19 protein-coding genes are annotated in these 22839 nt (G+C 68.9%); 4 read left to right on the top strand and 15 right to left on the bottom strand.

Translation table 11 applies throughout. From position 1 onward, the window contains the following. Nucleotides 1-32: 32 nt before the first annotated feature. Complete coding sequence (locus NPA30_RS02555) at nt 33-1880, bottom strand: sensor histidine kinase (RefSeq protein ID WP_256801542.1); 1848 nt, start codon at nt 1878-1880, stop codon at nt 33-35. A gap of 308 nt (nt 1881-2188) precedes the next feature. Between NPA30_RS02555 and NPA30_RS02550 the strand changes: the two genes are divergently transcribed. Both NPA30_RS02550 and NPA30_RS02545 read left to right on the top strand, forming a co-directional pair. After that, entirely contained in the window at nt 2189-2686 is a 498-nt protein-coding gene (locus NPA30_RS02550) for a DUF5330 domain-containing protein (RefSeq protein WP_256800762.1), read from the top strand. 83 nt (nt 2687-2769) lie between these two features. After that, the gene (locus NPA30_RS02545) at nt 2770-3195 is read left to right on the top strand and encodes a SufE family protein (protein ID WP_256800761.1); all 426 of its coding nucleotides are present in this window, start codon (nt 2770-2772) and stop codon (nt 3193-3195) included. A gap of 9 nt (nt 3196-3204) precedes the next feature. Here NPA30_RS02545 and NPA30_RS02540 read toward each other — a convergent pair whose 3' ends face one another. Both NPA30_RS02540 and NPA30_RS02535 read right to left on the bottom strand, forming a co-directional pair. Continuing rightward, a complete protein-coding gene (locus tag NPA30_RS02540) occupies nt 3205-3768 on the bottom strand; it encodes a DUF6456 domain-containing protein (protein ID WP_372338753.1) in 564 nt (187 codons plus the stop codon). Then, nucleotides 3713-4132, bottom strand: a complete 420-nt coding sequence (locus NPA30_RS02535) for a helix-turn-helix domain-containing protein (RefSeq protein WP_256800759.1) — start codon at nt 4130-4132, stop codon at nt 3713-3715. Before NPA30_RS02535 ends, NPA30_RS02540 begins: the two co-directional genes overlap by 56 nt. Nucleotides 4133-4324: 192 nt before the next feature. On the opposite strand from NPA30_RS02535, the gene NPA30_RS02530 reads away from it, so the two are divergent. Together NPA30_RS02530 and NPA30_RS02525 are read left to right on the top strand one after the other, a co-directional pair. Further along, entirely contained in the window at nt 4325-4852 is a 528-nt protein-coding gene (locus tag NPA30_RS02530; RefSeq protein ID WP_256800758.1) for a hypothetical protein, read from the top strand. Further along, nucleotides 4849-7548, top strand: a complete 2700-nt coding sequence (locus NPA30_RS02525; protein WP_256800757.1) for a bifunctional acetate--CoA ligase family protein/GNAT family N-acetyltransferase — start codon at nt 4849-4851, stop codon at nt 7546-7548. Before NPA30_RS02530 ends, NPA30_RS02525 begins: the two co-directional genes overlap by 4 nt. Nucleotides 7549-7555: 7 nt before the next feature. On the opposite strand, the gene NPA30_RS02520 is transcribed toward NPA30_RS02525, so the two are convergent. The 12 genes from NPA30_RS02520 to NPA30_RS02465 all read right to left on the bottom strand — a co-directional run bounded on the left by NPA30_RS02520 (nt 7556) and on the right by NPA30_RS02465 (nt 22727). Beyond that, complete coding sequence (locus tag NPA30_RS02520; RefSeq protein WP_256800756.1) at nt 7556-10015, bottom strand: putative bifunctional diguanylate cyclase/phosphodiesterase; 2460 nt, start codon at nt 10013-10015, stop codon at nt 7556-7558. Between the two features lie 316 nt (nt 10016-10331). Next, nucleotides 10332-11402: an ABC transporter ATP-binding protein gene (locus tag NPA30_RS02515; RefSeq protein WP_256800755.1), complete on the bottom strand. Its 1071-nt coding sequence runs from the start codon at nt 11400-11402 to the stop codon at nt 10332-10334. Beyond that, nucleotides 11399-12226 carry an ABC transporter permease gene (locus tag NPA30_RS02510; protein ID WP_372338730.1) on the bottom strand — a complete coding sequence of 276 codons (828 nt, stop codon included), beginning with the start codon at nt 12224-12226 and terminating at the stop codon, nt 11399-11401. The genes NPA30_RS02515 and NPA30_RS02510 overlap by 4 nt, the downstream gene beginning before the upstream one ends. Next, nucleotides 12223-13107 carry an ABC transporter permease gene (locus NPA30_RS02505; RefSeq protein WP_256801541.1) on the bottom strand — a complete coding sequence of 295 codons (885 nt, stop codon included), beginning with the start codon at nt 13105-13107 and terminating at the stop codon, nt 12223-12225. The genes NPA30_RS02510 and NPA30_RS02505 overlap by 4 nt, the downstream gene beginning before the upstream one ends. A 114-nt stretch (nt 13108-13221) precedes the next feature. Next, nucleotides 13222-14316, bottom strand: a complete 1095-nt coding sequence (locus NPA30_RS02500; RefSeq protein ID WP_256800753.1) for an ABC transporter substrate-binding protein — start codon at nt 14314-14316, stop codon at nt 13222-13224. Nucleotides 14317-14507: 191 nt separating this feature from the next. Next, the gene (locus tag NPA30_RS02495) at nt 14508-16286 is read right to left on the bottom strand and encodes an ABC transporter ATP-binding protein (RefSeq protein ID WP_256800752.1); all 1779 of its coding nucleotides are present in this window, start codon (nt 16284-16286) and stop codon (nt 14508-14510) included. 298 nt (nt 16287-16584) lie between these two features. Further along, entirely contained in the window at nt 16585-17529 is a 945-nt protein-coding gene (locus tag NPA30_RS02490) for an acetamidase/formamidase family protein (RefSeq protein WP_256800751.1), read from the bottom strand. Continuing rightward, nucleotides 17519-19147, bottom strand: coding sequence for an ABC transporter substrate-binding protein (locus tag NPA30_RS02485; protein ID WP_256800750.1), 1629 nt, complete (start codon nt 19145-19147; stop codon nt 17519-17521). The genes NPA30_RS02490 and NPA30_RS02485 overlap by 11 nt, the downstream gene beginning before the upstream one ends. Before the next feature lie 44 nt (nt 19148-19191). Then, a complete protein-coding gene (locus NPA30_RS02480) occupies nt 19192-20112 on the bottom strand; it encodes an ABC transporter permease (protein ID WP_256800749.1) in 921 nt (306 codons plus the stop codon). Continuing rightward, the gene (locus NPA30_RS02475) at nt 20112-21020 is read right to left on the bottom strand and encodes an ABC transporter permease (protein ID WP_256800747.1); all 909 of its coding nucleotides are present in this window, start codon (nt 21018-21020) and stop codon (nt 20112-20114) included. The genes NPA30_RS02480 and NPA30_RS02475 overlap by 1 nt, the downstream gene beginning before the upstream one ends. Continuing rightward, on the bottom strand, nt 20998-21609 hold the full coding sequence (locus tag NPA30_RS02470) for an ANTAR domain-containing response regulator (RefSeq protein ID WP_256800746.1): 612 nt from the start codon (nt 21607-21609) through the stop codon (nt 20998-21000). The genes NPA30_RS02475 and NPA30_RS02470 overlap by 23 nt, the downstream gene beginning before the upstream one ends. Further along, nucleotides 21606-22727: a transporter substrate-binding protein gene (locus NPA30_RS02465; protein WP_256800745.1), complete on the bottom strand. Its 1122-nt coding sequence runs from the start codon at nt 22725-22727 to the stop codon at nt 21606-21608. The genes NPA30_RS02470 and NPA30_RS02465 overlap by 4 nt, the downstream gene beginning before the upstream one ends. Nucleotides 22728-22839 lie beyond the last annotated feature (112 nt).

The following is a 22839-nucleotide window of genomic DNA, read 5'->3' as shown; positions in this document are numbered from 1 at the left end:
GCCAGGCGCCTCCCCCGATCCGGGAGAGCAGGCTACGCGATGCGGCGCGTGGACGAAGAGTGCGTGCTGGCATTGGCTGTCTTGCGGGCATGGGTCAGGGCTACGACATTTTCGGTCGGATTGCGAAGATCCTCGCCACCTGTCGAGGCATTGAGCGGCAGGCGCACGGCGACCATCGTGCCGAGCCCCTGCTCGCTGGTGATCTGCATCGAGCCGTGATGCAGCTCGCTCAGGCCCTTGACCAGCGACAGGCCGAGGCCGGTGCCTTCGTACTGGCGCGACAGGCCGCTCGAGATCTGCACGAAGGGCCGGCCGAGCCGGCCGATCGCGTCTTGGGGAATGCCGATCCCGGTGTCGGCGACCGCGAACACGAAGCTGTCTGCCTCGACGCGGCTTTCCAGCGTCACGATCCCGGTCTCGGTGAACTTGATGGCGTTGGCGAGGAGGTTGATCAGCATCTGCTGGCAGGCGCGCCGGTCGGCGACGAGGGTGGCGTCGCCGCACTCGGCCCGCACGTCCAGCGTCAGGCCCTTCTTCTCCGCTTCCGCCCGCATCATGTCCGCCGCGGCGGTGATCAGTTCGGCCCCCCGGAAGGGCTCGAGGAACAGCTCGTAGCGCCCGGCCTCGATCTTGGACATGTCCAGCAGGCTGTTGACCACCGAGAGGAGGTGCTGGCCCGACTGGCGGATCAGGCCGACATACTCCTTCTGCTGGCTGCTCTCGAAGCCGCCGAAGAATTCCATGTCGAGAAGGTCGGCAAAGCCGATGATGGCGTTCAGTGGCGTGCGCAACTCGTGGCTTACCGTCGCCAGGAAGGAGCTCTTCGATTCGGATGCGCTGCGGGCCTGCTCGAGCGCCTCCTGCAGCTGCGAGAGCTCTGCCTGCGCCACTTCGCTCTCGCGCAGCACCGCATGGATGGCCGCCGGAACGCCGGCCGCGCCTCGCGCGGCTGCGAAATCCAGCGTCACGCGCCGCCACTGCCCGGCATCCGCTCCGGCGCGCACACGCACCTCGCAGTGGGCACGCGGCGTACCGGACCGCACGCCGTCGACGGTCTGCAGGAGCACCACGCGATCGGTCACGTGGACGCGCTCGAGCAGCACCTCGATGCGGCGGCGGCCGGCCGATATGGACAGGTGTCCGCCCGCTTCGCTCGACACCAGAACGTCCGTGCCGCCAGGCAGGAGTGTCAGGGTGGCAGGCTTCAGCGCGTGGGCGATCAGGTCCGACAGGCTGGTGTCGGCGGCGGGCGCCTCGTTCCGTGCCGGCGCCGGCGCGGTCCTTCGGACGCTCGCGCCGCCCAGAGCGGCGTAGGCGATGAGGAGCGCCATGGCGATGGGCGCAGTCGCCCCGGGATCGATGACCTGCGCGCAGAAGCCTGCAAGGCTCGCCGCGGCAACCCCGGCCAGCGCGAGGCAGGCCCCGGCAGCGGCAGTAAGGGCGCGGCGGCGGCGGCCGGCAATCGAGGCCTGCAGCGGGCCGATCGCCAGCAGAAAGAGAAGCGGCGAGGCGATGCCGCCGTCGATCATCGCGAGGCCTGCGACGAGCGCCGTCGCACAGGCCATGGTGAAGCCGACGACCGTCTCGAGCCGCCCGCTGGCGGCGAGCGCCGCTGCCGCGACGAAGAACAGACCCGCGACCACGGCAAGGCTCGCCCCGGCGGGAAGTCCGCCGGCCGTCATCGCCACCAGCGGACACGCAAGCGCAGCCGCCAGCCCTGACAGGAGGAAGACCCCGACGGCCCCGGCCTGCTGCCAGCGCTCGCCCTCATCCTCGACACAGGGCGACACCAGCGCCTCGCAGCGGCTGAGCCCGTATGTGAGGGCGGCGACGGCGCGGCTGTCGCTCGGCTCCATCCGCGTGTTGTGCCCGCTCGTCATACGCACCTGCAACTCGATCGACACCGGCGGCCGTCGGCCTTCCAAGCGGAGGCCGCAACCGTCTGTCCCTCATGATGCGGCGAACCATTTAAGGAAGGCATAAACCAAAGCCTTGCAACGGATCGGCTGCGGTATTCCGGCTTCAGCCCCTGCAAACACGGGCGCAGCAGGCGATCGTTCGATTTTGAATTAAATTCCGGGGGCCGGCTCAACGCGGCCTTCGATCCTCCTGTGCAATTGATGGTCTCGGGAACAGGAAGCGGCCGAAGCGACTTTCGGAACCGCAACGGGGATCACGGGGCAACGGGATGCGGTTCATCCTCAAATCAGCGTTTTGGCTCGGTCTCATCGCCTTCATGCTGCCGGGCACCGGCAGCGACGGCAAGAGCACCATGTCGTTCGCAACGGCGCTTGTCGGTGCCGAGGAAGCGCTGCAGGATCTCGGCGGCTTCTGCGACCGCTCGCCCCAGGCCTGCACCGCCGGTCGCGAGTTTGCCGGGTTCGCCGGCGAACGCATCGGCGACGGCCTCGCCATCGCCTATCAGGTCGTCGGCGACCGCATGGCCACTCCCGGCGCCGCACCCGTCGATCTCATGGCCACCGGCGCGGTTCAGCCCGTGATCGATGTCGCAACGGACCCCTCGGCGTCCGTGGCCGCCATGTCCGCCGCTCCGGCCCGTGCGCTGCCGCGCGCCTACACGCCGCCGCAGCCGGACGCCACGCTCGTCGCGGATCGCCCCTCGATGCGTCTGCCGGTCGAGGCGAGCTCCCGTGTCCCCGTTCCGACGCCGGCGCCCCGCGCCTGACGTGACGGCCTGACAAGCCGCCGAGGACCGCCTATATCCGGGCCGTCTTGCGGGCTCCGCCCGCGCCGCGAGCTTCGGATGCCATGCCCCCGATCGAGACCATCATCGAAGATTTCGAACTGCTCGACGACTGGGAAGATCGCTACCGCTACCTGATCGAGCTTGGCCGCCAGTTGCCGCAACTGCCGCCGGAAGCCCTCACCGACGCGAACAAGGTGCAGGGCTGCGTCAGCCAGGTCTGGCTCGTCGGGCGCACCGACACCGCCGCCCCGCCGCATCTGTTCTACGAGGGCGAATCGGACGCCCACATCGTGCGCGGGCTCGTCGCCATCACCCTTGCCCTCTTCTCGGGACGCGACGCGGCTGCGATCCTTGCCACCGATGCCGAGGCCGTTTTCGCCCGCCTCGGCCTGGAGGAGCACCTGACGCCGCAGCGATCCAACGGGTTGCGATCCATGGTCACCCGCATCAAGACCGACGCCCGTCGCGCCATCGATGCTCCCGCCTGAACGCCAGCGTCAGGACACCTTGCCAGCCACTGACGGCCGGTAATCGGCCGCGCCCCACCGCCGAAGGCGCGCCCCTCGGTCGGCCGTTGGCGCAGCCGTGAAGCCGTAATGGCGCGCGAGCGCCGCCAGTCCGGCCTTCAGCAGCAGCTTGGCCGAGCGCACGGGCCATTGCCGCTCGCGCTCCACCGTCTCCAGCCCCTTGAGGAAGCAGCAGACATCGAGGAGCACGCCGGCGAGCTCGGGGCCCGCCGCCTCCACCGCCGCCTCGACCCGCCGGCGCGCGTCGAGGGCGGCCTCGGTGAGATCGCCCGCGCCTCGTGCCCCGCCGTTTCCCCGCGGCGTCGCCTCCCAGCGCTGCGTGATCGCCGGCGTCAGCCCGGCGCGGGTGAAAACACTGCGCAGCCTCTCCCCCGCCGCGAACTCCTCCGCACTCACGAAAGGCTCGCCCGTGCGGCCCTTGCGCATCGCCAGCCGCGCCAGTGGCGATTCGGCGTCGTTGAACCCCGGATGCGCCATCTCAGATCTCCTCGTCCTCGATCTCGCCGCCCTTCGCGAGCGCGCCGCACGCCGCAGCCAGGCGCTCGAGCCGGCAGAGCCTAGCGTCGAAGTCCGGCTCGTCCCGCTGGTCCTCGACCCGGCGCACGGCATGGGCGACTGTCGTGCGATCGCGGCCGAAATCCTGCGCGATCACCATCAACGGCGCCTGGAACGCCACGTGCGCCAGATACATCGCGATGTGACGCGCCCGGCAGATCGGCACCGGCGAGCGGCTCGGCCGCACGATCTCCTCCATCGCGACGTTCTCCGCCAAGCTGACGATCTCGCGCGCCAGCCGACAGCAACGCTCGGCGTAGCGGTCCGGGGCCCTGGGATCGGCTGGCGAGCGGTGGGGCGCCGGACGGGCAGGCGCGACCGGAATGTTGATCTCTCGATGCACGGGTAATCCTCCTGACTGGTCTTCCCTGCTTATCGCTCCCACGGTCATGTGTGAATAAGTTCCTAAATCGCTTTCCAGTTCGTCTTGTTGGCAATCCGCGATTCCGCAACTCTGCCGACAGCCGGAAGGGAAATTATTCCCGCCTTCGCGCCTTGTCCCACCCTTCGGCACGATGAGGACCGGGGACGAGCGATGACGGCGGGCCAGAGCGAACTTGGGCGGTTGGAGGATCGGCTGCGGCAGGCGGCGAAGCGCCATGCGGCGTGCCTGCGTGAGGCGGAGGCGGCCAGCCGTTCCGCCGCACAGCTGTCGAGCGCCTTCCTGCGCCTCGGGCTGAACATCGGTGAAATCGGCCGCCTGGACCTGCGGCAGGGACCCGATCGCGTGCCGGCTGCCCTGCGGGAGGAGTTGCAGACCCGCGCCGCGGCGGACCTGCGCCGTCTCCTCCGGCTGGCACGTGCCGGCCACCCCGCCTACGACCTCAACCGCCACATCGCCGCCCGGCGCCTCCTCGCGTGGCTCGCCGGCGGCACGGACACCGCGAATGGGAAGGCGACTTCGGCGCCGCGGTCGCAGGACGGTTTGGCTTCCGGACACCGCCGCGTCGCCGAAGGCGCGGCGAAGGGTTGGTCGCAGGCTTCAAACACGGCAAGATCGCTTCAAAATGAAAAGCGTAGCTCGCGCGCTGCGGCGTTCGATCCCGGAGGAAACGCGATATGACGATCCGCAATCTCGACGCCCTGTTCCGACCGAGAACCATCGCCCTGGTCGGCGCCGGCAACCAGCCGGGCTCGGTTGGCGCCGTCGTCGCGCGCAATCTCTTCGCCGCAGGGTTCAGCGGGCCCATCATGCCGGTCAATCCGCATGAGCGGGCGATCCGATCGAGCATCTGCTATTCCTCGGTTGCCCAGTTGCCGCTGGACCCCGATCTGGCGGTGGTCGCCTCGCCGGCTCCGGCCGTGCCGGGCCTCCTCGCGGAGCTCGCCGCTCGCGGATGCCGTGCCGCCGTCGTTCTCACCGCCGGCCTCGGCGCCTCGACCGCGCGGGAGGCGATGCTCGATGCCGCCCGGCCATCGACCATGCGGCTCGTCGGCCCGAACTCTATCGGCTTCATCTCGCCGGGCCTCGGCATCAATGCGAGCTTTGCCCATCTGACGCCCCCGCAAGGCGACATCGCCTTCGTGAGCCAGTCCGGCGCGATCGTCACCGCCATGCTCGACTGGGCCGCGGACCGGCGGATCGGCTTCAGCCATGTGGTGTCGGTCGGCGACATGCTGGATGTCGATTTCGGCGACCTCCTCGATCAGCTGGCGGTCGACGCGCACACCAAGGCGATCCTGCTCTACGTCGAGTCGATCACCAATGCGCGCAAGTTCATGTCGGCTGCGCGACTCGCCGCGCGAACCAAGCCGGTGGTGGTGATCAAGGCGGGACGCAGCGAGGCCGGTGCGCGGGCCGCCACCTCCCACACCGGCGCCCTCGCCGGCTCCGATGCCGTCTACGACGCCGCCTTCCGGCGCGCCGGGATGTTGCGGGTGGGTTCGCTTCGCGAGCTGTTCGAGGCCGTCGGGACGCTGGCGACGGGCCTGCGCCCCGCCGGCTCGCGCCTCGCCATCCTCTCCAATGGCGGCGGCGTCGGGGTTCTCGCCACCGATGCGCTGGCCGATTACGGCGGCGAGCCGGCGGTGCTGCAGCCGGAGACGCTGGAGATCCTGGCCAGGGTCATCCCCGGCGGATCGATCGGCACTCCGGTCGACCTCGGGGGCGACGCGGACGGAAGCCGCTACGGCGCCGCTCTCGACGCGGTTCTCGCCGATCCCGGCAAGGACGCGGTGCTGGTGCTGAACTGCCCGACGGCAGTCGCCGACGGTCTCGACTGTGCCGAGGCGACGCTGGCGAGGCTCCAGCGCGACCGGCGCTCCGCGGCCCTGACCTGCTGGCTCGGCGCCGAAGGAGCCCGCGCGTCGCGGCGCCTGTTCTCGGCCAGCGGCTTTCCCACCTACGAGACGCCGGACGAGGCGATCCGCGCCTTCATGCATCTCGTGGACTATCGCCGCAACCAGACGCTGTTGATGGAAACGCCGCCCGCCGTCGACGTCGAGGGCGTCGACAAGGCCGCGGCGCGCGCCATCATCGATGCCGTGCTGGCGGACGGGCGCAGCTTTCTGTCCGCACCGGAGGCGACAGCGCTTCTGGCGGCGTACGCCGTGCCGGTGGTGCCGATCGACGTCGCATCGACGCCGGACGAGGCGGCCGCGGTGGCCGGCCGTCTCGGCGGGCCGGTCGCGCTGAAGATCCTGTCGCCCGATCTGCCCCCCCGGTCGGACCCTGTCGGCGTGCGTCTCGATCTGGTGGGCGAGACGGCCGTGCGCGAAGCGGGCGAGACCCTGCTGGCGGGGCTTGCTGCGGCACGACCGGGCGCGCGCATCGACGGCTTCACCGTACAGCCGATGATCCAGCGGCCACAGGCGCACGAGTTGACCCTCGGCGCGACCGAGGACGCGACCTTCGGCCCGGTGCTCCTCTTCGGCCAGGGTGGCACGGCCGTCGAGGTCGTGGCGGACCGGGCGTTCGGCCTGCCGCCGCTCAATCTCGTGCTCGCGCGGGCGATGATCGATCGCACCCGCGTCGCCCGGCTCCTCGGCGGCTATCGCGACCGCCCCGCTGCCGATCGCGAGGCGATCGCCACGACGCTCGTCAAGCTGTCCCAGATGCTGGCGGACCTGCCGGAGATCTTCGAGCTCGACATCAATCCGCTGCTCGCCGATGCCGACGGCGTGCTGGCGCTCGACGCGCGCGTGGAGGTCAAGGCCCGCACCGAGCGCACCCGAATTCCCTTCGCCATTCGCGCCTATCCGACGATGCTCGAGCGAACGCTCTCCACCCGCGACGGCGCCCGCTATTTCTGCCGCCCGATCCGGCCGGAGGACGAGCCGGCTCTGATCGGCATGCTGCAGAGCTCCGATCCCGACGACATCCGCCTGCGCTTCTTCGCGCCGATCAAGACCATCGGACACGGCTTCGCGGCCCGCCTCACCCAGATCGACTACGACCGCGAGATGGCGCTCGTGCTCCAGCCCGCGGAGGGGCGCACCGGTGCGATCCTTGGCGTGGCACGGCTGATCTCCGACCCCGATGGCGTCGCCGCCGAGTTCGGGGTGATGGTCCGCTCGGACCAGAAGGGCCGAGGCCTCGGCTATGCGCTGATGCAGGAGATTCTCGATTACGCCCGGCACCGCGGCATCCACCGCGTCTATGGCGACGTTCTTGCCGAAAACCGCAGCATGTTGGAGATGGCGCGCCAGCTCGGCTTCGCCCTCAGGCGCGATCCGCACGACCCGCGCCTCGAGCGGATCGAGATCGAGCTGTCCGCCGTCGGCGCCCTGCCCTCGGTCGCGAGCGAACCCCGGAGCTGAAGCGCCCTCAGCTGGACTCGGTCCGCCTCTCGGCGCCGGCAGTCCGCGCGCGCGCTTGCCGCCGCTCTGAGAAGTGCATCAGCAGGCTCGGAATGTCCGAGAACGGCCGCGGCTTGGAGAAGAGGTAGCCCTGCATCTCCTCGCACCCTTCCGCCTTCAGCGCGGCGTACTGGGCCGGCGTCTCCACGCCCTCCGCGATGACGGAGATCCCCATGGCGCGGCTGAGCCCGATCACCGCGCGCACGACCGCAAGGTTCTCCGGCTTGTCCATGTCGCGCACGAAGGACTGGTCGATCTTGATCTTGTCGAAGGGGAAGCGGCTGAGGTAGGCGAGCGAGGAGTAGCCGGTGCCGAAATCGTCCATGGAGACGCGGATGCCCATCGCGCGGAAGGCCTCGAGCACCGCGAGCGTCCCATCGGTGTCCTTCAGCATCAGTGACTCCGTCACCTCCAGCTGCAGTCGGCTGGCTTCGAGCCCGGTCCGCCGGAGAACGTCGCGCACGTCTTCGAGCAGAGTGCCGCCGCGGAACTGGTGCGGCGACAGGTTGACCGAAACACCAAGATCGCGCGGCCAGTGCACCGCGGCGCGGCATGCCGTCTTGAGGGCCCAGACGCCGAGGGGCTCGATCAGGCCGACATCCTCCGCCAGCGGGATGAACTCGCCGGGCGAGACGAAGCCGCGTGTCGGATGGCGCCAGCGCATCAGCGCCTCGAAGCCGGAAATCGCCTGCCGCTCGACGTCGAAGAACGGCTGGTAGAAGAGCTCCAGCTCGTCGTTCTCCATCGCGCGGCGCAGGTCGAGTTCGGTCTGGCGGCGATGCTGCATGTGCTCGCCCATCTCGCTCCGGAAGAAGCGGAACGTGCTGCGGCCTTCCGCCTTCGCCGAATAGAGCGCGAGATCGCCGTTCTTGAGGAGCACGTCGGCGGGTGTGCCCGCGTCGCTCTCCGTCAGCGGTTGCGCACCGAGCACGACGCCGATGCTGACGCCGATCGAGAACTGATGGTGCTCGATCTCGAAGGGACGCGCGATGGCCTTGATGATGCGTGAGGCGAGATCTTCGGCCGCGCGTGGCTGATTGGCGGAGTTCTGGATAATCGCGAACTCGTCGCCGCCGATGCGGGCCACGAGATCGTTGTCGCTGACGCACTCGCGCAGCCGCTCGGCCACCGCCTGCAAGAGGACGTCGCCGACCGGATGGCCGAGCGTGTCGTTGACCGTCTTGAAGTCGTCGAGGTCGAGGCAGAGGACCGCGGTGTTCTCCTGGAGGATCGCCGCCTCGAGCCGCTCGCGGAACTCGGTGCGATTGGCAAGGTCGGTCAGGGCGTCGTGGCGCGCCAGATATTTCAGCTTCTGCTCGGCGTCGTGGCGCTCGGTGATGTCCTCGAAGGTCACGACCAGGCCACCGCCCTCGATCCACTGGCGCGCGATCGCGATCATCCGCCCGTCCGGCATCTCCGAGGTGAAGTAAGGCCCGCCGCTCGGCGCCAGGATGTGGCGCAGGCGTCGGTCGAGCAGGATCTCGCGCGAGGAGACCTTCATGTTGACGTCGCCGAACATCTCGCCGAAGCGCTTGTTGGTGACGACGAGCTTGAGGTTCTCGTCGAACATGCACAGGCCCTGCGTCATGTTCTGCAGGGCCGCCTCGAAGCGCACCTTCTGCACGGCGATCTGCTCGTCGTAGCTCGTCGCCTGCGTCGCCATCAGCTGCTCGATGCGGCGGATCTGCTTGGAGATGCTCTCCTGCATGGTGGCGAGCGCGCCGAGCAGCACGGACGTCTCGCTGCGGCCGCGGCTCTTGATCTCGTTGTCGAGCTTGCCGTCGGCGATCGCCTTGGCGATCTTCATCGCGTTGCGCAGCGGCGGCACGATCGACTGCGCCAGCAGGAAGGAGATCACGAAGGCGAGCGCGACCGCGCCGGCGATCGCCTGCCAGGTGTTGCGGGCGGAATCGGTGATGACGCTTTCGACCTCGTCGCGCATTCCGAGGGCGCCGGTCTCCACCAGGCCCACGGCCGAGCGCATCCGCTCGTCGAGCCCCTGCAGCTCGCGCAACAGCATGCGCGGCGTCAGGACACCGTTGGTCGCCTGCAGCCGGCTCAGACTCTGGCGGATCTCCATGGTCAGCTGCTTGGCCGCTTCCGAGGTCGTCCCGTCGGCGGCGATGTCGACCGCCCGGCTCGCCTCGGCGAGCACGGTCTCCAGCTGCGCGACCCGCTCCGGCGGCAGCGGCGCCGAGGGCTCCATCGCCGTCTCGCGATTTCCCTCCTGTTTCAGGTAGTCCGCTTCGAGCCCGACGAGCGCGTTCTGCGCCTTGCGCAGGTAGCTGACCGGGATCAGACCCTGATCGTAGATGCGGCTCGAGAGCAGCTCCACCCGGCGCTGCGACTGAACCGCAAAGGCGCCGATGAAGACGGTGATCAGGGTCAGGCCCAGGCAGCCGAGCAGGAGCTTCAGTTTGATGGACATCGGCGGCGGCCTCGATCGCTCACGACTGCATCGGACGAAAAGCTTCGGTTCGTTGTCGAGCGGGCCGAGCTCCGCGTACGGCCCCTCGGGAATTTGTATGCAGTGAACTGGTAATTTTGGCTTAAAGGACTCCCTCGCCCTGTTGAGACCCCTGCTTTTGCCGCTTCATGGGGTGGTGCCTTCAGGCACGATGCCGGTTCAAGAATGCGGCCGAGGGCGCACAGGTCGTGAGGCAGGCCTCGAGCCGCTCTCGGTGCCAGGCATTGCTCGACGTCTCAGCCGTTTCCACGACAGAGCCTCGCCGTCGCCCCGCGGCTCATTCCGCCGCGATGGCAAGCTCCGGCGGCGTATGCTCGAGCACCTGCACGTCCGCGGGGGCGAAGTGGATCGTGACGATGTCGCCGCGACCCGGCGGCGGGTTGCCGGGGTTGTTGAACATGTCGACCAGGACGCCGGCCCCGGCAACGGCGACGCGCAGGCGCACCAGCGAACCGAGAAAGTTCACCTCGTCGATCCTGCCGGTCAGCTGGTTCGTCCTGTCCGCCGAGGCTTGCAGCGAAGCCGCTTCCGGTCGAAGCCCGAGGATCACCCTGCCGCGCGCCGGGAACGGCAGGATCACCTCGTCGCCCGCCAGGATGGCCCGTGCGTCGCCTGTGCCCTCGCCTTCCAGAAGACTGAGATTGCCCACGAAACTGGCCACGAAGCGGGTCTTCGGCCGGTTGTAGATCTCGAACGGGGTGCCGATCTGGTCGGCGCGCCCCTCGTTCATCACAACGATGCGATCCGACATCGACAGCGCTTCTTCCTGATCATGCGTCACGAAGATGGTGGTGATGCCGAGCTTGCGCTGCAGCGCTCGGATTTCCTCGCGCAGCGACACGCGGATCTTGGCGTCGAGCGCCGAAAGCGGCTCGTCGAGCAGGAGCACCCGCGGGCTCGGCGCCAGCGCCCTCGCGAGCGCCACGCGCTGCTGCTGGCCTCCGGACAGCTGGTAGGGGTAGCGGTCGGCCAGGTGGCGCAGGCCGATCAGCGTCAGCATCTCGGCGACCCGCTCGCGGATCTGCGCGGCCGGCATCCCGGCGATCTTCAGGCCGAAGGCGACGTTGTCGGCGACGCTCATGTTCGGGAACAGCGCGTAGGCCTGGAACACCATGCCGATCCGCCGACGGTTCGGCGGCTGGGCCGTGACGTCCTGCCCGTCGATCGAAATCGTGCCCGCGGTCGGCGTCTCGAAGCCGGCGACCATGCGCAGCATCGTCGTCTTGCCGCAGCCGGAGGGCCCGAGGAAGGAGATGAATTCGCCCTTCTCCACCGAAAGGTCGAAGCCGCGCACGACCGTGTTGCCGCCGAAGCTCTTCTTGACGCCTTCGATCCTCAGAAAGCTCATGGCGTGACGCTCCTTGCTGACGGACGGATCAGGCGCGGCAGGATGCGCCCGCCCGGTTTGCGCGCCGCAAAGAGCTGCATCAGCACCATGCACGCCCAGATGAGCGCGAAGGACATGATGGCCAGCGCCGCCGGCTCGTAGGCGCGGTCCTGCCCGATCTGGACGAGGTAGGGGCCGAAGGCCGGCCGGTTGAGGAGGCTGGCGATGACGAACTCGCCGAAGGAGATCGAAAAGCTGAGGAATGCGCCGGAGACGATCGCCGAGCGCACGTTCGGGAAAATCACCGCCGCGATGGTGCGAAAGCGCGAGGCGCCGAGGATCTCGGCCGCCTCCGTCAGCGTCTTGATGTCGATCGCCGCCATGCCGTTGTCGACCGCCCGGTACATGTAGGGGAGCGACAGGACGACGTAGCCGGCGACGAGGAGCGTGTTGGTGCCGGCATTGCTCAGCGTCAGCGGCAGATAGGACGTCGAGCCGAACAGCCGGACATAGCCGAAGACGAGCACCACCGGCGGAATGATCAGGGGCATCAGGCTGACGAACTCCACCACCGGCCGCCAGCGCGGCAGCCTCAGCCGGACCCAGTAGGCGGTCGGCACCACGATGAGCACGCCGACGAGGATCGCCGCCAGCGACGCGATGGTCGAAAAGGTGACGGTGGCAGCGAAGACGTCGCTGTTGAACACCGACCTGTAGGCTTCGAAGCTCCACTGGCCGCGCACCATCTGCAGCGAGAACTGGAAGGTCGCGTAGAGCGGGATCAGGAAATAGGACGCCGCCAGGAGGACGATCAGCGTCGAGACGATGGGGAGGGACCTCCTCACGTCCGCCACCGCTCGGCGCGGGTGCGCAGCACGAGATAGATCGTGTTCGACACCGCCATGATGACCACCATTCCGACGGCAAGCGCGTAGCCGAGATTGGGATTGTAGAGCACGTTGCCCTGGATCTGCTGGTACAGCACGATCGGCACCACCGCGAAGCGCGAGCCGGTCAACGCGTAGACCGTCGCTAGCGTGCCGAAGGCGTTCGCGAACAGCAGCAGGAAGCAGCCGAGGATCGACGGCATCAGGATCGGCAGCGCCACGCGCAGCCAGTACTGCCTCCGGCTCGCTCCGAGGATTTCCGCCGCCTCGCGCCACTCGGTCTTCAGCCCGTCCAGCGCCGGCGCGACGATCAGGAGCATCAGCGGCATCTGGAAGTAGAGATAGGTCAGCGCGACGCCCCAGAACGAGAACAGGTTGAAGCCCGCGCCGTAGAGGTTGAAGCCGAAGACGTCGCGCAGCACCATCGTCAGGAGACCGATGCGGCCGAGCGTGGCGATGAAGGCGAAGGCGAGCGGGATGCCGGCGAAGTTCGACGCGACGCCCGAGAAGGTCATGAACACCGGTCGCACCCAGCGCGGCAGGCCGCCGAGGATCACCGCATAGCCGAGCAGCACGCCGGTGATGGTGCCGAGCGCTGCCGAAACCAGGCTCAGCCGCACCGACAGCGAGTAGGCTGCGCGCAGGTTCGGCGTCGCGAGCTCGGCGAAGTTGGCGAGGGTGAACTCGCCGGCGGCGTTCTGGAAGGCGCCGGTCGCCAGATAGAGGATCGGCAGGAACAGGAACAGGAGCGCGAAGGCAAAGAACGGCACGAGCCCCAGCCAGCTGCCGCCGAGCCGCAGGCCGAGCCGCCGGGTGGCCCCCTCAGACGTCGCGCGCATCGGCGCTGGCCCCAGCGTTTCCTCGGCGCTCATCCAACGACGCTCCATCGAACCGGAACAGGAGAACGGATGCCGGCGCTGCCGGCATCCGTCCCGACGCTTTGACGATGCGACTTACTGCGCGCCCATCTGCTGGCCCCAGGTCTCGGCGACCACGGCCTTGGCGGCCGACTGCTCGTCGAGGCTCGGGAACACGGCCTTGGCGTAGCCCTCGGGCGCCGGCATCTTGTCGATCAGCTCCTGCGGGACCTTGCCGTTGGCGGCCAGGTCGTTGAAGCGGATCGGGTGGCAGTAGCCCTTGAGCCAGCCGATCTGACCCTCGTCCGAGTAAAGGTACTCCATCCACAGCTTGGCGGCGTCCGGATGCGGCGCAAAGGCGGAGATCGCCTGCACGTAGACGCCGGCGATCACGGCGTCGGACGGCACCACGACGTCCATCGGCGGGTTGCCGGCCAGCTTGTCGCGCATCGCGAGGATGTTGTAGTCCCAGTCGAACAGGATCGGTGTCGTGCCCTGCGCCATGTTCTGCGCCGAGCCGTTCACCGGCACGAAGTTGCCGTTGTCCTTCAGGTCCTTGAAGAAGGAGATGCCGGCCGTGGCCGCATCCGCGCCGGCCTTGCCGGCGGCCGCGACGCCCGCCCCGTAGACCGTCATCATGGTCGAGTTGCCGGTGCGCGGGTCACCCGGGATGGCGACCGAGTTGGCGTACTTGGAGTCCTTGAGGTCGGCGAAGCTCGTCGGCGACTCCTGGACGAGATCCTTGTTCACGCCCATCGCCAGCACGCCGTAATAGTCGCCGTACCAGTAGCCCTCCGGGTCCTTGGCGCTGTCCGGGATCGAATCCCAGGTCGACACCTTGTAAGGGGCGAGCAGGCCATCCTTCTTGGCCGCCGGGCCGAAGGAGAGGCCGACGTCGATGACATCAGGAGCCTGCGGGCCGGTGTTGCCCTTGTTGGCCTTGATCGCCTCGATCTCGTCGCCCGAACCGGCGTTCGGATTCAGCTCGTTGACGGTGAGGCCGTACTTCGCCTTGAAGCCCTCGATGACGTCGCCGTAGCCGCACCAGTCATGCGGCAGCGCGATCGTCGTCAGCTGGCCTTCCTTCTTGGCGGCCGCGACGAGCTCGTCCATCGACTGGGCCGAAGCCATCGCGGTCGACATCGACAACAGCACGGCGACCGACGCCGCGCGCGCAACGAAATTGTTCATCAGATACCCCCTCGGGAGGCCGCTGCACTGCCGTGCAGGCAGCGGTTCGTAACGCTCTTTCCGCGTCGGAGGGTGACGTAGCACTGCGGCGTGACAGCCACGTGTCGCGTAAAGTCATTGATTCTTCTGATGCCCCACCCACAGGGTCGGAGGCCGTCGGTCGCCGGCACCGACGCCGCCGTCGTGGTGGGTCAGTGACCCGCCACCCAGTGGCCCGGCTGTACCTCGCCAAGCGTCAGCCGCTCCGGCGGCTGCCCGATCGGGCGGACCGGGCTCGGGATCTCGCCGGCCTGCCGGGGAAAGGCGTCGCGCCGCCGTGCGGGATCGGGCACCGGCACCGCCTCGATCAGGCGCCGCGTGTAGGGATGCCGCGGGTCGGCGAAGATCTGGTCGCGCGTGCCGGTCTCCACGATCTGGCCGAGATACATCACCGCCACGCGGTCGGAGATGTTCTCCACCACGGCCATGTCGTGCGAGATGAAGAGATAAGCGATGCCGAACTCGGCCTGCAGTTCGCGCAGGAGTTCGAGCACCCGGGCCTGCACCGAGACGTCGAGCGCCGACACGCTCTCGTCGGCAACGATCAGCTTCGGCCGCAGGGCCAGCGCCCGGGCGATACAGATACGCTGGCGCTGGCCGCCCGAGAACTCGTGCGGATAGCGGCCGGCCTCCCCGGGTGACAGGCCCACCCGCTCGAACAGGGCCGCGACCCGCTCGCGCCGTTCCACGGCCGTCGCGGTCCGGTGGATCGCCATCGGTTCGGCCACCAGCTCGCCAACGGTCATCCGCGGATCGAGCGAGGCGAAGGGGTCCTGGAAGATCATCTGGATGTCGCGCCGCACGGCCTTCGTCTGCGCGCGCGGCAACCCGCCGACGTTGCGCCCGTCAAGCACGATGTCACCGGCATAGGGCACCAGCCCTGCCAGCGCCTTGGCGGTCGTCGACTTGCCACAGCCGGATTCGCCGACCAGCGACAGCGTCTCCCCGGCCCGCAGGTCGAAGGAGATGCCCTCGACAGCGTGGACCCGGCGCTGCACCCGGCCGAGGAGCCCGCCCTTGAGGTCGAAGCCGACCGTGAGATCGTTCACCTCGACCAGCGGCCTCGTCGCCGCCGCCATGCGGGAGGCCACCCGCCCGGCGCCCTCGCCGATCCGCGGCACGGCGGCGAGAAGCTCACGCGTGTAGCCTTCGCGCGGGACGGCAAAGATCGGCCCGACCGCGCCCTCCTCCACCTGCCGCCCATGGCGCAGGATCACCACCCGGTCGGCCACCTCCGCGACGACGCCCATGTCGTGGGTGATCAGGATGATCGCCGTGCCGAGCTCGGCCTGCAGGTCGCGCAGGAGCTGCAGGATCTGCGCCTGCACGGTCACGTCGAGGGCGGTCGTCGGCTCGTCCGCGATCAGAACGTCCGGCTTGAGCGCCAGCGCCATCGCGATCATCACCCGCTGGCGCATGCCGCCGGACAGCTCGTGCGGATACTGGCCGAGCCGGCGTTCGGCCTCCGAGATCCGCACCGCCTCGAGCGCGGCGACCGCCTGCCGGCGCGCCTCTGCAAGCCCGACCGGCTGGTGGGCCCGGATCGCCTCGGTCAGCTGCCGTCCGATCGTCAGCACCGGGTTCAGCGAGGTCATCGGCTCCTGGAAGATCATCGCGATACGGTCGCCGCGCACCCGGCGCAGGCCGCCCTCGCCGAGCGTGGTCAGCTCCGTTTCGCCGAGCCGGATGGAGCCCGCCGCGATGCCGGCGCCCGGCTTCGGCAACAGGCCCATGATGGCCAGCGCGGTCATCGACTTGCCCGAGCCGGATTCGCCCGCGATACACAGCGTCTCGCCCCGGCCGAGCGTGAAGGAGAGGTCCGAGACCACCGGCCGCGGGCCAGCCTCGCCGCCGACGACGATCGTCAGCCCCTCGATGGTGAGGACCGGCTCGCGCGCCGGATCCCTGGCCGGCTCGTCTCGCGTGAGCATGGCCGCCTCGTTCATGGCAGCACGAGGTGGCCGACACCCCTCCCTAGCCCTCTCAGCCCCGGTCGAGGGGCGGACACCTCGGGGGACATCTGGCGCGTCAAGGCCTGCGCTCGCTGCATGAAGTCGACAAAGCAGCGACAATCTCTGCTCAGCACCACGCCCAGCGACTCGCTGATCTCCCCCCTTGAGGGGGAGATGCCCGGCAGGGCAGAGGGGGGTGAAACGCGCCCGCCATGGCGGCAACCCGTTGCCCCTAGCGAGCCGCATTCAGCCGAAGCTCGACCCACGCCCACCGCCATCACTCGAAGACGCAGCGCGGGAAGTAGAACGACACCACCCAGTTCGGCATGTCGACGATTTCCGAGATCCGGAGGTCGCCGCAGGTCGAGACCAGCATGTAGGCGTCGACCGGGTCGAGGTTGTACCGGCTGGCCAGGAGCTCGACCATCTCGCCGACGGCAATCCTTGCGCCCTCCATCAGGTCGGGCCCGACGCCCGTCGTCACCTCGTAGCCCTTGGCGTCGAGATGGCGGGTCACCGGGCCGGCCGTCGTGAAGCGCGGCATCTTCAGGTTGGCGCCCTTCACGAGATCGAGCTTGAGCACGACGTTCATCGGGCTTTCGATCGCCGTGCCGCAGACCTCGCCATCGCCCTGCGCGGCATGGGTGTCGCCGACCGAGAAGAGCGCGCCCGCCACCTCCACCGGCAGATAGAGCACCGTGCCGGCCGACAGGTCGCGGATGTCGAGATTGCCGCCGACGCGGCGCGGCGGCACCACGGAGTGATGCCCCGGCTCGGCCGGCGCGACGCCGATCGTGCCGGCGAAGGGCTTCAGCGGCACGCGGCCATGACTGCCGAAGGCCGAGGGCTCGAGCGAGGACGGATCATAGGACCAGATCGTCAGCGCCGGGTCCTTGAACTGGTCGGCCAGGAGACCGAAGCCGGGGATGTTCGCCGTCCAGCCGAAGCCGGACGGCTTGAACGCCTCGATCGTCACCTTCAGCGCATCGCCCGGCTCGGCGCCCTCGACGAAGATCGGACCCGTCACCGGGTTGATCTTGCCGAAGTCGAGCGCCGGAACGTCGGCGACGGTCGACGTTCGGGTCAGCTGGCCACCCGAGGAATCGAGGCACTCGAACTCGATCGTCGAGCCCGGTGCAGCGTGCTGCACCGGTGCGAAGCTTTTGTCCCAGCCGAAGTGGTGGCTGCGGCCGTGGATCGTGTAGTCGCAGTTACTGCACATCGTCGACCGTCACGTAGCGGTAGTTCATCGGGGTCGCGACCGGATCGACATAGAGCGCATCGCCGCCGCCCATCCGGGCCGAGTGCAGCGTGAAGCGCTGCTCGTTGAAGACCGGCGCCCAAGGCGCGTCCTTCATGATGTCGGTGAAGATGCCGCCCCACACCTTGGCCCGCTCGTCCGCCTTGGCCGGATCGACCATGGCGTCGGCCGCCGCGGCGCGCTTGTCCATGTCCGCGTTGCAGTACCAGGACCAGTTCCAGCCGCCCGGCACGGCGCCGGCGCAGCCGAGGATCGGACCATAGAAGTTCGACGGGTCCGGGAAGTCGGCGATCCAGGCCATGCCGCCCGACCAGATCATCGGCGCCTGGTCCTCGGCGCCGCCGGCGGCAATGACGTTCGCCTGCGCGAGCGACTGGATCGAAGCCTTGATGCCGATCGCGGCGAGATCCTGCTGGATCGCCTGCGCGATGCGCGGCTGCGGATCGACGTTGGCGACGAAGAGCTCGGTCTCGAAGCCGTCCGGATGGCCGGCCTCGGCGAGCAGCGCCTTGGCCTTCTCCGGATCGTAGGCATAGCCTTCGTAGCTCTTGTCGTAGCCCGGCATGGCCGGCGGCAGCGGCTGGTTCGCCGGCACCGCGCGGTTGTTGATGATCTGGACGATGCGCGCCTTGTTGATCGCCATGTTGACCGCCTGGCGCACCCGCACGTCGTCGAACGGCGCCATCTTGACGTTCATGGTGACGTAGCCGGTGTGCAGCTGGCCACCCTCGATGACGAGCTTCTTCAGGTCGGGATTGTTCATCACCTCGACGAACTTGGCCGGCGGAATGCCGTCGCCGGGTACGTCGATCTCCCCGTTCTGGAAGCGCAGCAGCGAGACGATCGGCTCCTGCCCGATCTCGAAGTTGATCTCGTCGAGCTTCGGCGCGCCCTCGCGGTAGTAGTCGGGGTTGCGATCGAAGGTCAGGTGCTGGCCGATCGTCCAGTCGGTCAGCTTGAAGGCGCCGGTGCCGACCGGGTGGTGGCCGAAGTCGGCGCCCCACTTCTCGACCTCCTCCTTCGGCACGACGAAGGAGAAGTTCAGCGCCATCACCGACAGGAAGGTCGCATCCGGGCGCGACAGGGTGATCTCGACGGTCTTCGGGTCGACGACCTTGACGCCCGACAGACTGTCGGCCGTGCCGCCGCTCATCTCGTCATAGCCCTTGATCGAGCCGAGGAAGCCGGCGCCCGGGCTCTGGGTCTTCGGGTTGACGGTGCGCTCCAGCGAATACTTCACGTCGTCGGCCGTCATCGCGCGGCCGTTGTGGAACTTGACGCCGTCGCGCAGGTGGAAGGTGAAGACCGTCCCGTCCTCGGAAATGTCGTAGCTCTCGGCAAGGCCCGGCCGCAGCTTCGCCGTGCCGGGCTCGTAGTCCATCAGCCCGTCGAACAGCGCCTTGATCATCGAGAAGTTCTGCCAGTCGTAGCCGATCGCCGGATCGAGCGTCGACACGTCGTCCTTGTAGGTGACGGTGATCGAGCCGCCCTGACCGTCGGCGGCGAGCGCGGGCGCGGCGGCGGCGAGCGCGATGCCGAGGGCGGCGGCGGCCGTGGTGGTCTTCAGCCAGTGCATCATGGAGGGGTCCTTTCCTTGCGTCGTCGATGGATTGGGTGGTGCGGTCAGCGCAGTCTGATGCGGGGGTCGATGAAGGGCGAGACGATGTCGGCGAGGAGATTGCCGAGGACGATGGCGCAGGCCGAGACCAGCGTGACGCCCATGATGATCGGGATGTCGATCCGCTGGATCGCCTGCCAGGCGAGCTGGCCGATGCCCGGCCAGCCATAGACGCTCTCCACGACCACGATGCCGCTCATGAACAGGCCGATGTCGATGCCGATCATCGCGATCACCGGCAGCAGCGCGTTCGGCAGCGCGTGGCGCAGCAGCACCGTCAGCCGCGGCAGCCCCTTGGCGCGGGCGGTGCGGATGTAGTCCTGGCGCAGCACGTCGATCATCGAGGAGCGCATCATGCGCGAGTACCAGCCGGCGCCGAGGATCCCGAGGGTCAGCGACGGCAGGACGAGATGCCGGAACGTGCCGTAGCCGCCGATCGGGAACCAGCCGAGTCGCACCGCGAAGACGTAGAGGAGCAGGAGGCCGACCACGAACTGCGGCGCCGAGACGGTGACGAAGGAGCCGACCATCAGCGTCTGGTCGGTGGCGCTGCCGCGCTTGACCGCCGCGACCAGCCCCATCGTCAGGCCGATGGCGAGCTCGCAGACGATCGCTCCGGCCATCAGGAGCAGGCTGGCCGGCAGCCGCGCCGCGATGAGGTCGGAGACCTCGGAGCGCTGCAGATAGGAGCGACCGAGATCGCCCTGCACGAGGCCGAGGAGGTAGCGGCCGTACTGGACGAGGAAGGGCTGGTCGAGGCCGAGCTGGCGGCGGATGTTCTCGACCGTCTGCGCCGTCGCCGAGCGGCCGGCGATCTGCCGCACCGGGTCGGCCGGCAGGAGGTAGAGGAGCGCGAAGGTCACGACCGAGACGCCGAGGAGGATCAGCACCGCCTGGACGAGGCGGCGGGCGAGATAGCCGAGCATCACAGCCGTCCCCGCTGCGTCGGGTCGAGGACGTCGCGCAGCGCGTCGCCGACGAGGTTGAAGGCGAGCGCGAGCGCGAGGATCGCCGCGCCCGGCAGGAAGACCAGCCAGGGCGCAGCCTGGAAGTAGGTCTGGTTCTCGAAGATGATGTTGCCCCAGGAGGGCGTCGGCGGCTGCACGCCGACGCCGAGATAGGAGAGCGTCGCCTCGAGCAGCACGGTCGTCGAGATGCCGAGCGTGCCGTAGACGATGATCGACGAATAGAGATGCGGCAGGATGTGGCGGAACAGGATCCGCCCGCTGCCGGCGCCGATCGAGCGCTCCGCCTCGATGAACTCGCGCGCGGTGAGCGAGCTCGTCTCGGTGTAGATGACGCGCGCGACCTGCACCCAGTTCACCAGCGCGATCACCAGCGCCACGATCCAGAGGCTCGGCTGGAACACCGCCGCGAGGCAGATCGCCAGGAGCAGCGCGGGGAAGGCCATCATCAGGTCGGTGAAGCGCATCAGCACGTTGCCGAAGAAGCCCCGGAAGAAGCCGGCGAGGACGCCGACCAGCGTGCCGATCGTCAGAGACACGCCGTTGGCGAGGATGCCGATGATCAGCGAGGTGCGCGCGCCGTAGAGGATGCGGGCGAGGAGGTCGCGGCCGAGAAGGTCGGTGCCGAGCAGGAACTGCCCACCAGGCGGCAGCGGCGCGCCCTCGATCGTCAGCCCTTCGAAAAGCTGTTCGTCGGGTGAATGGGCGACGAGATGCGGCGCGAAGACGGCGCCGAGCACCGTCAGCAGGATGATGGCGAGGCCGAGCAGCGCCAGCGGCCGGCGGAGCAGGCGGGCGAGCACGCCCCGCTCGCGGTGAACCGCGACGGGTGCGGCGGTCGCGGCCTCAGGCACGGTGCGATCGGTCATCGCGGCCCTCCCCCTCGCCCGCTCCCAGCGCGACGACGCGTCCGGCCGCCGCCTCGAGCGTCATCTGCCAGCTCATGGCGAGCGCGCGCAGTTGCGCATAGGCCTGCGCCTCGCCGATTCCGTCTCGCGCCAGCGCCATCACGGCCCGCACGATCGTCTGCCGCTCGCCGATGCGTTCTGTCAGCGCCGCCACCTCGCGCGCCAGCCGATGGCGCTCCTCGAAGCTGCGCTTGGCAATCAGGAGCGCGCTGTAGACGCCGGCGCTGACCGTGCCCTTGACGAGATGGGAGTCGGCGCGATGCGACATCGCCCACTCCACCCGGCCCGGCGCCTCCGAGCCGATGAGCGCAACCAGCGGCATCGGCGCCTCGCCCGGCGTCCAGGGAAACTGCTCGTCGAAGCCGAGATCGGCGTCGAAGAAGACGAAGTCGGCGCCGAGCGCCTCGGCCGGAAGCTCCGGCCAGACGTCGCAGAAGACGAGACCGATCGCCGCGAGCTGGCGGGTGATCGCCGCCACGACCGGATGCGGCCGGTGCAGGATCACGGCGCGTGCGCCGCCGAGGTTTGGGATGCGCCGGCGCTGCCTCATGGCACCACCCGCAAGGCGGGCCGCGTGACGAGCGCATGCGGGTCGTAGCGCGACAGGTAGGGATCGGGAGCGACCGGGGCGTCCGAAACCTGCAGCACCTCGAAACCGGCCCCCCGGATCTGGCCGATGCGGACGGGCAGGCTCGCATGCTGCGTCTGCGGGTCGATCGCGATCGGGCCCATCGGCGTGTCGTAGCGTCGTGCCGTTGCGCAACGGGCGACCGCGTCGGGACTTGCATCCCCGATGCTCCGCACGGCGTCTGCAAAGATGCGCACGGCACTGAAGGCGGCGGCGTAGTAGGAGGAACGGCAGATCGCTCCGCCGAGGGACGGCGCATGCGCTCCGGCGTCACGGAAATAGGGGCCGACCGAAAGGTGCCCCTCGCCGGCCCCGTCCAGCGCGGAGAGCTCGGCCTCGGTCAGGTTGCAGCTGAGGATCGGCCGGCGCTCGGCCCGGAAGTCCGGATCGCCTGCGCCGAGCGCGGCATAGGCCCGGATGAAGGCATAAGAGGACGGGCCAATCAGGTTGTTGAGGACGAAGTCGGGCCGCGTGGCACGCACCTCGGCGATCAGGCGCCCGACGTCGACGTCGCCGATCGGCAGGTAGCGCTCGCCCAGCACCTCGCCGCTGGCGTCCGACACGATGTCGCGGGCGAGGCGATTCACCTCCCAGCCCCAGATGTAGTTCGAGCCGACGAGAAAGGCGCGCCGGCCGAAGCGCGGCAACGCATAGGCCAGCAGCGGCACCAGGTGCTGGTTCGGGCAGGCGTGCAGGTAGACGACGCGGTCGTTCGCCTCGAACCCTTCGTAGGGCGCGGTGTACCAGAGCATTGCGCCGCGCCGCTCCAGCACGGGGATCACCTCCTTGCGGCTCCACGAGGTCGTACAGCCGAAGATGTGGCGTGCGCCCGAGTTCCTGAGGATGTCCTCGCATCGTGCGGCGTAGGCGTCGGCCCGCCCTTCCGGGTCCCGCTCGATCGCCCGCAGTTCCACGTCGAGCGCGGGATCTTCGTTCACCGATGCGATACCGGCCATCACACCCGCATGCGCCTCGTCCGCCAGCAGCGTATAACCGCCGGATCGGGAGAAGAGAACGCCGATATCGAGAGGATCGGACACGGAGCAACTCGCAACAAAAAGCCCCGCGGCCTGCACTCGCGGGAGGAAACGAGGCGGCCTGCGGGGCGTGAATGCCATCCGGCTCTACGAGGCCGGTATGTGAGGCGAGCCT

It is taken from the genome of Mangrovibrevibacter kandeliae (genome assembly GCF_024519155.1).
GTDB classification, from domain to species: Bacteria; Pseudomonadota; Alphaproteobacteria; order Rhizobiales; family Rhizobiaceae; genus Mangrovibrevibacter; species Mangrovibrevibacter kandeliae.
This window is presented reverse-complemented; position numbering and strand designations above follow the sequence as displayed.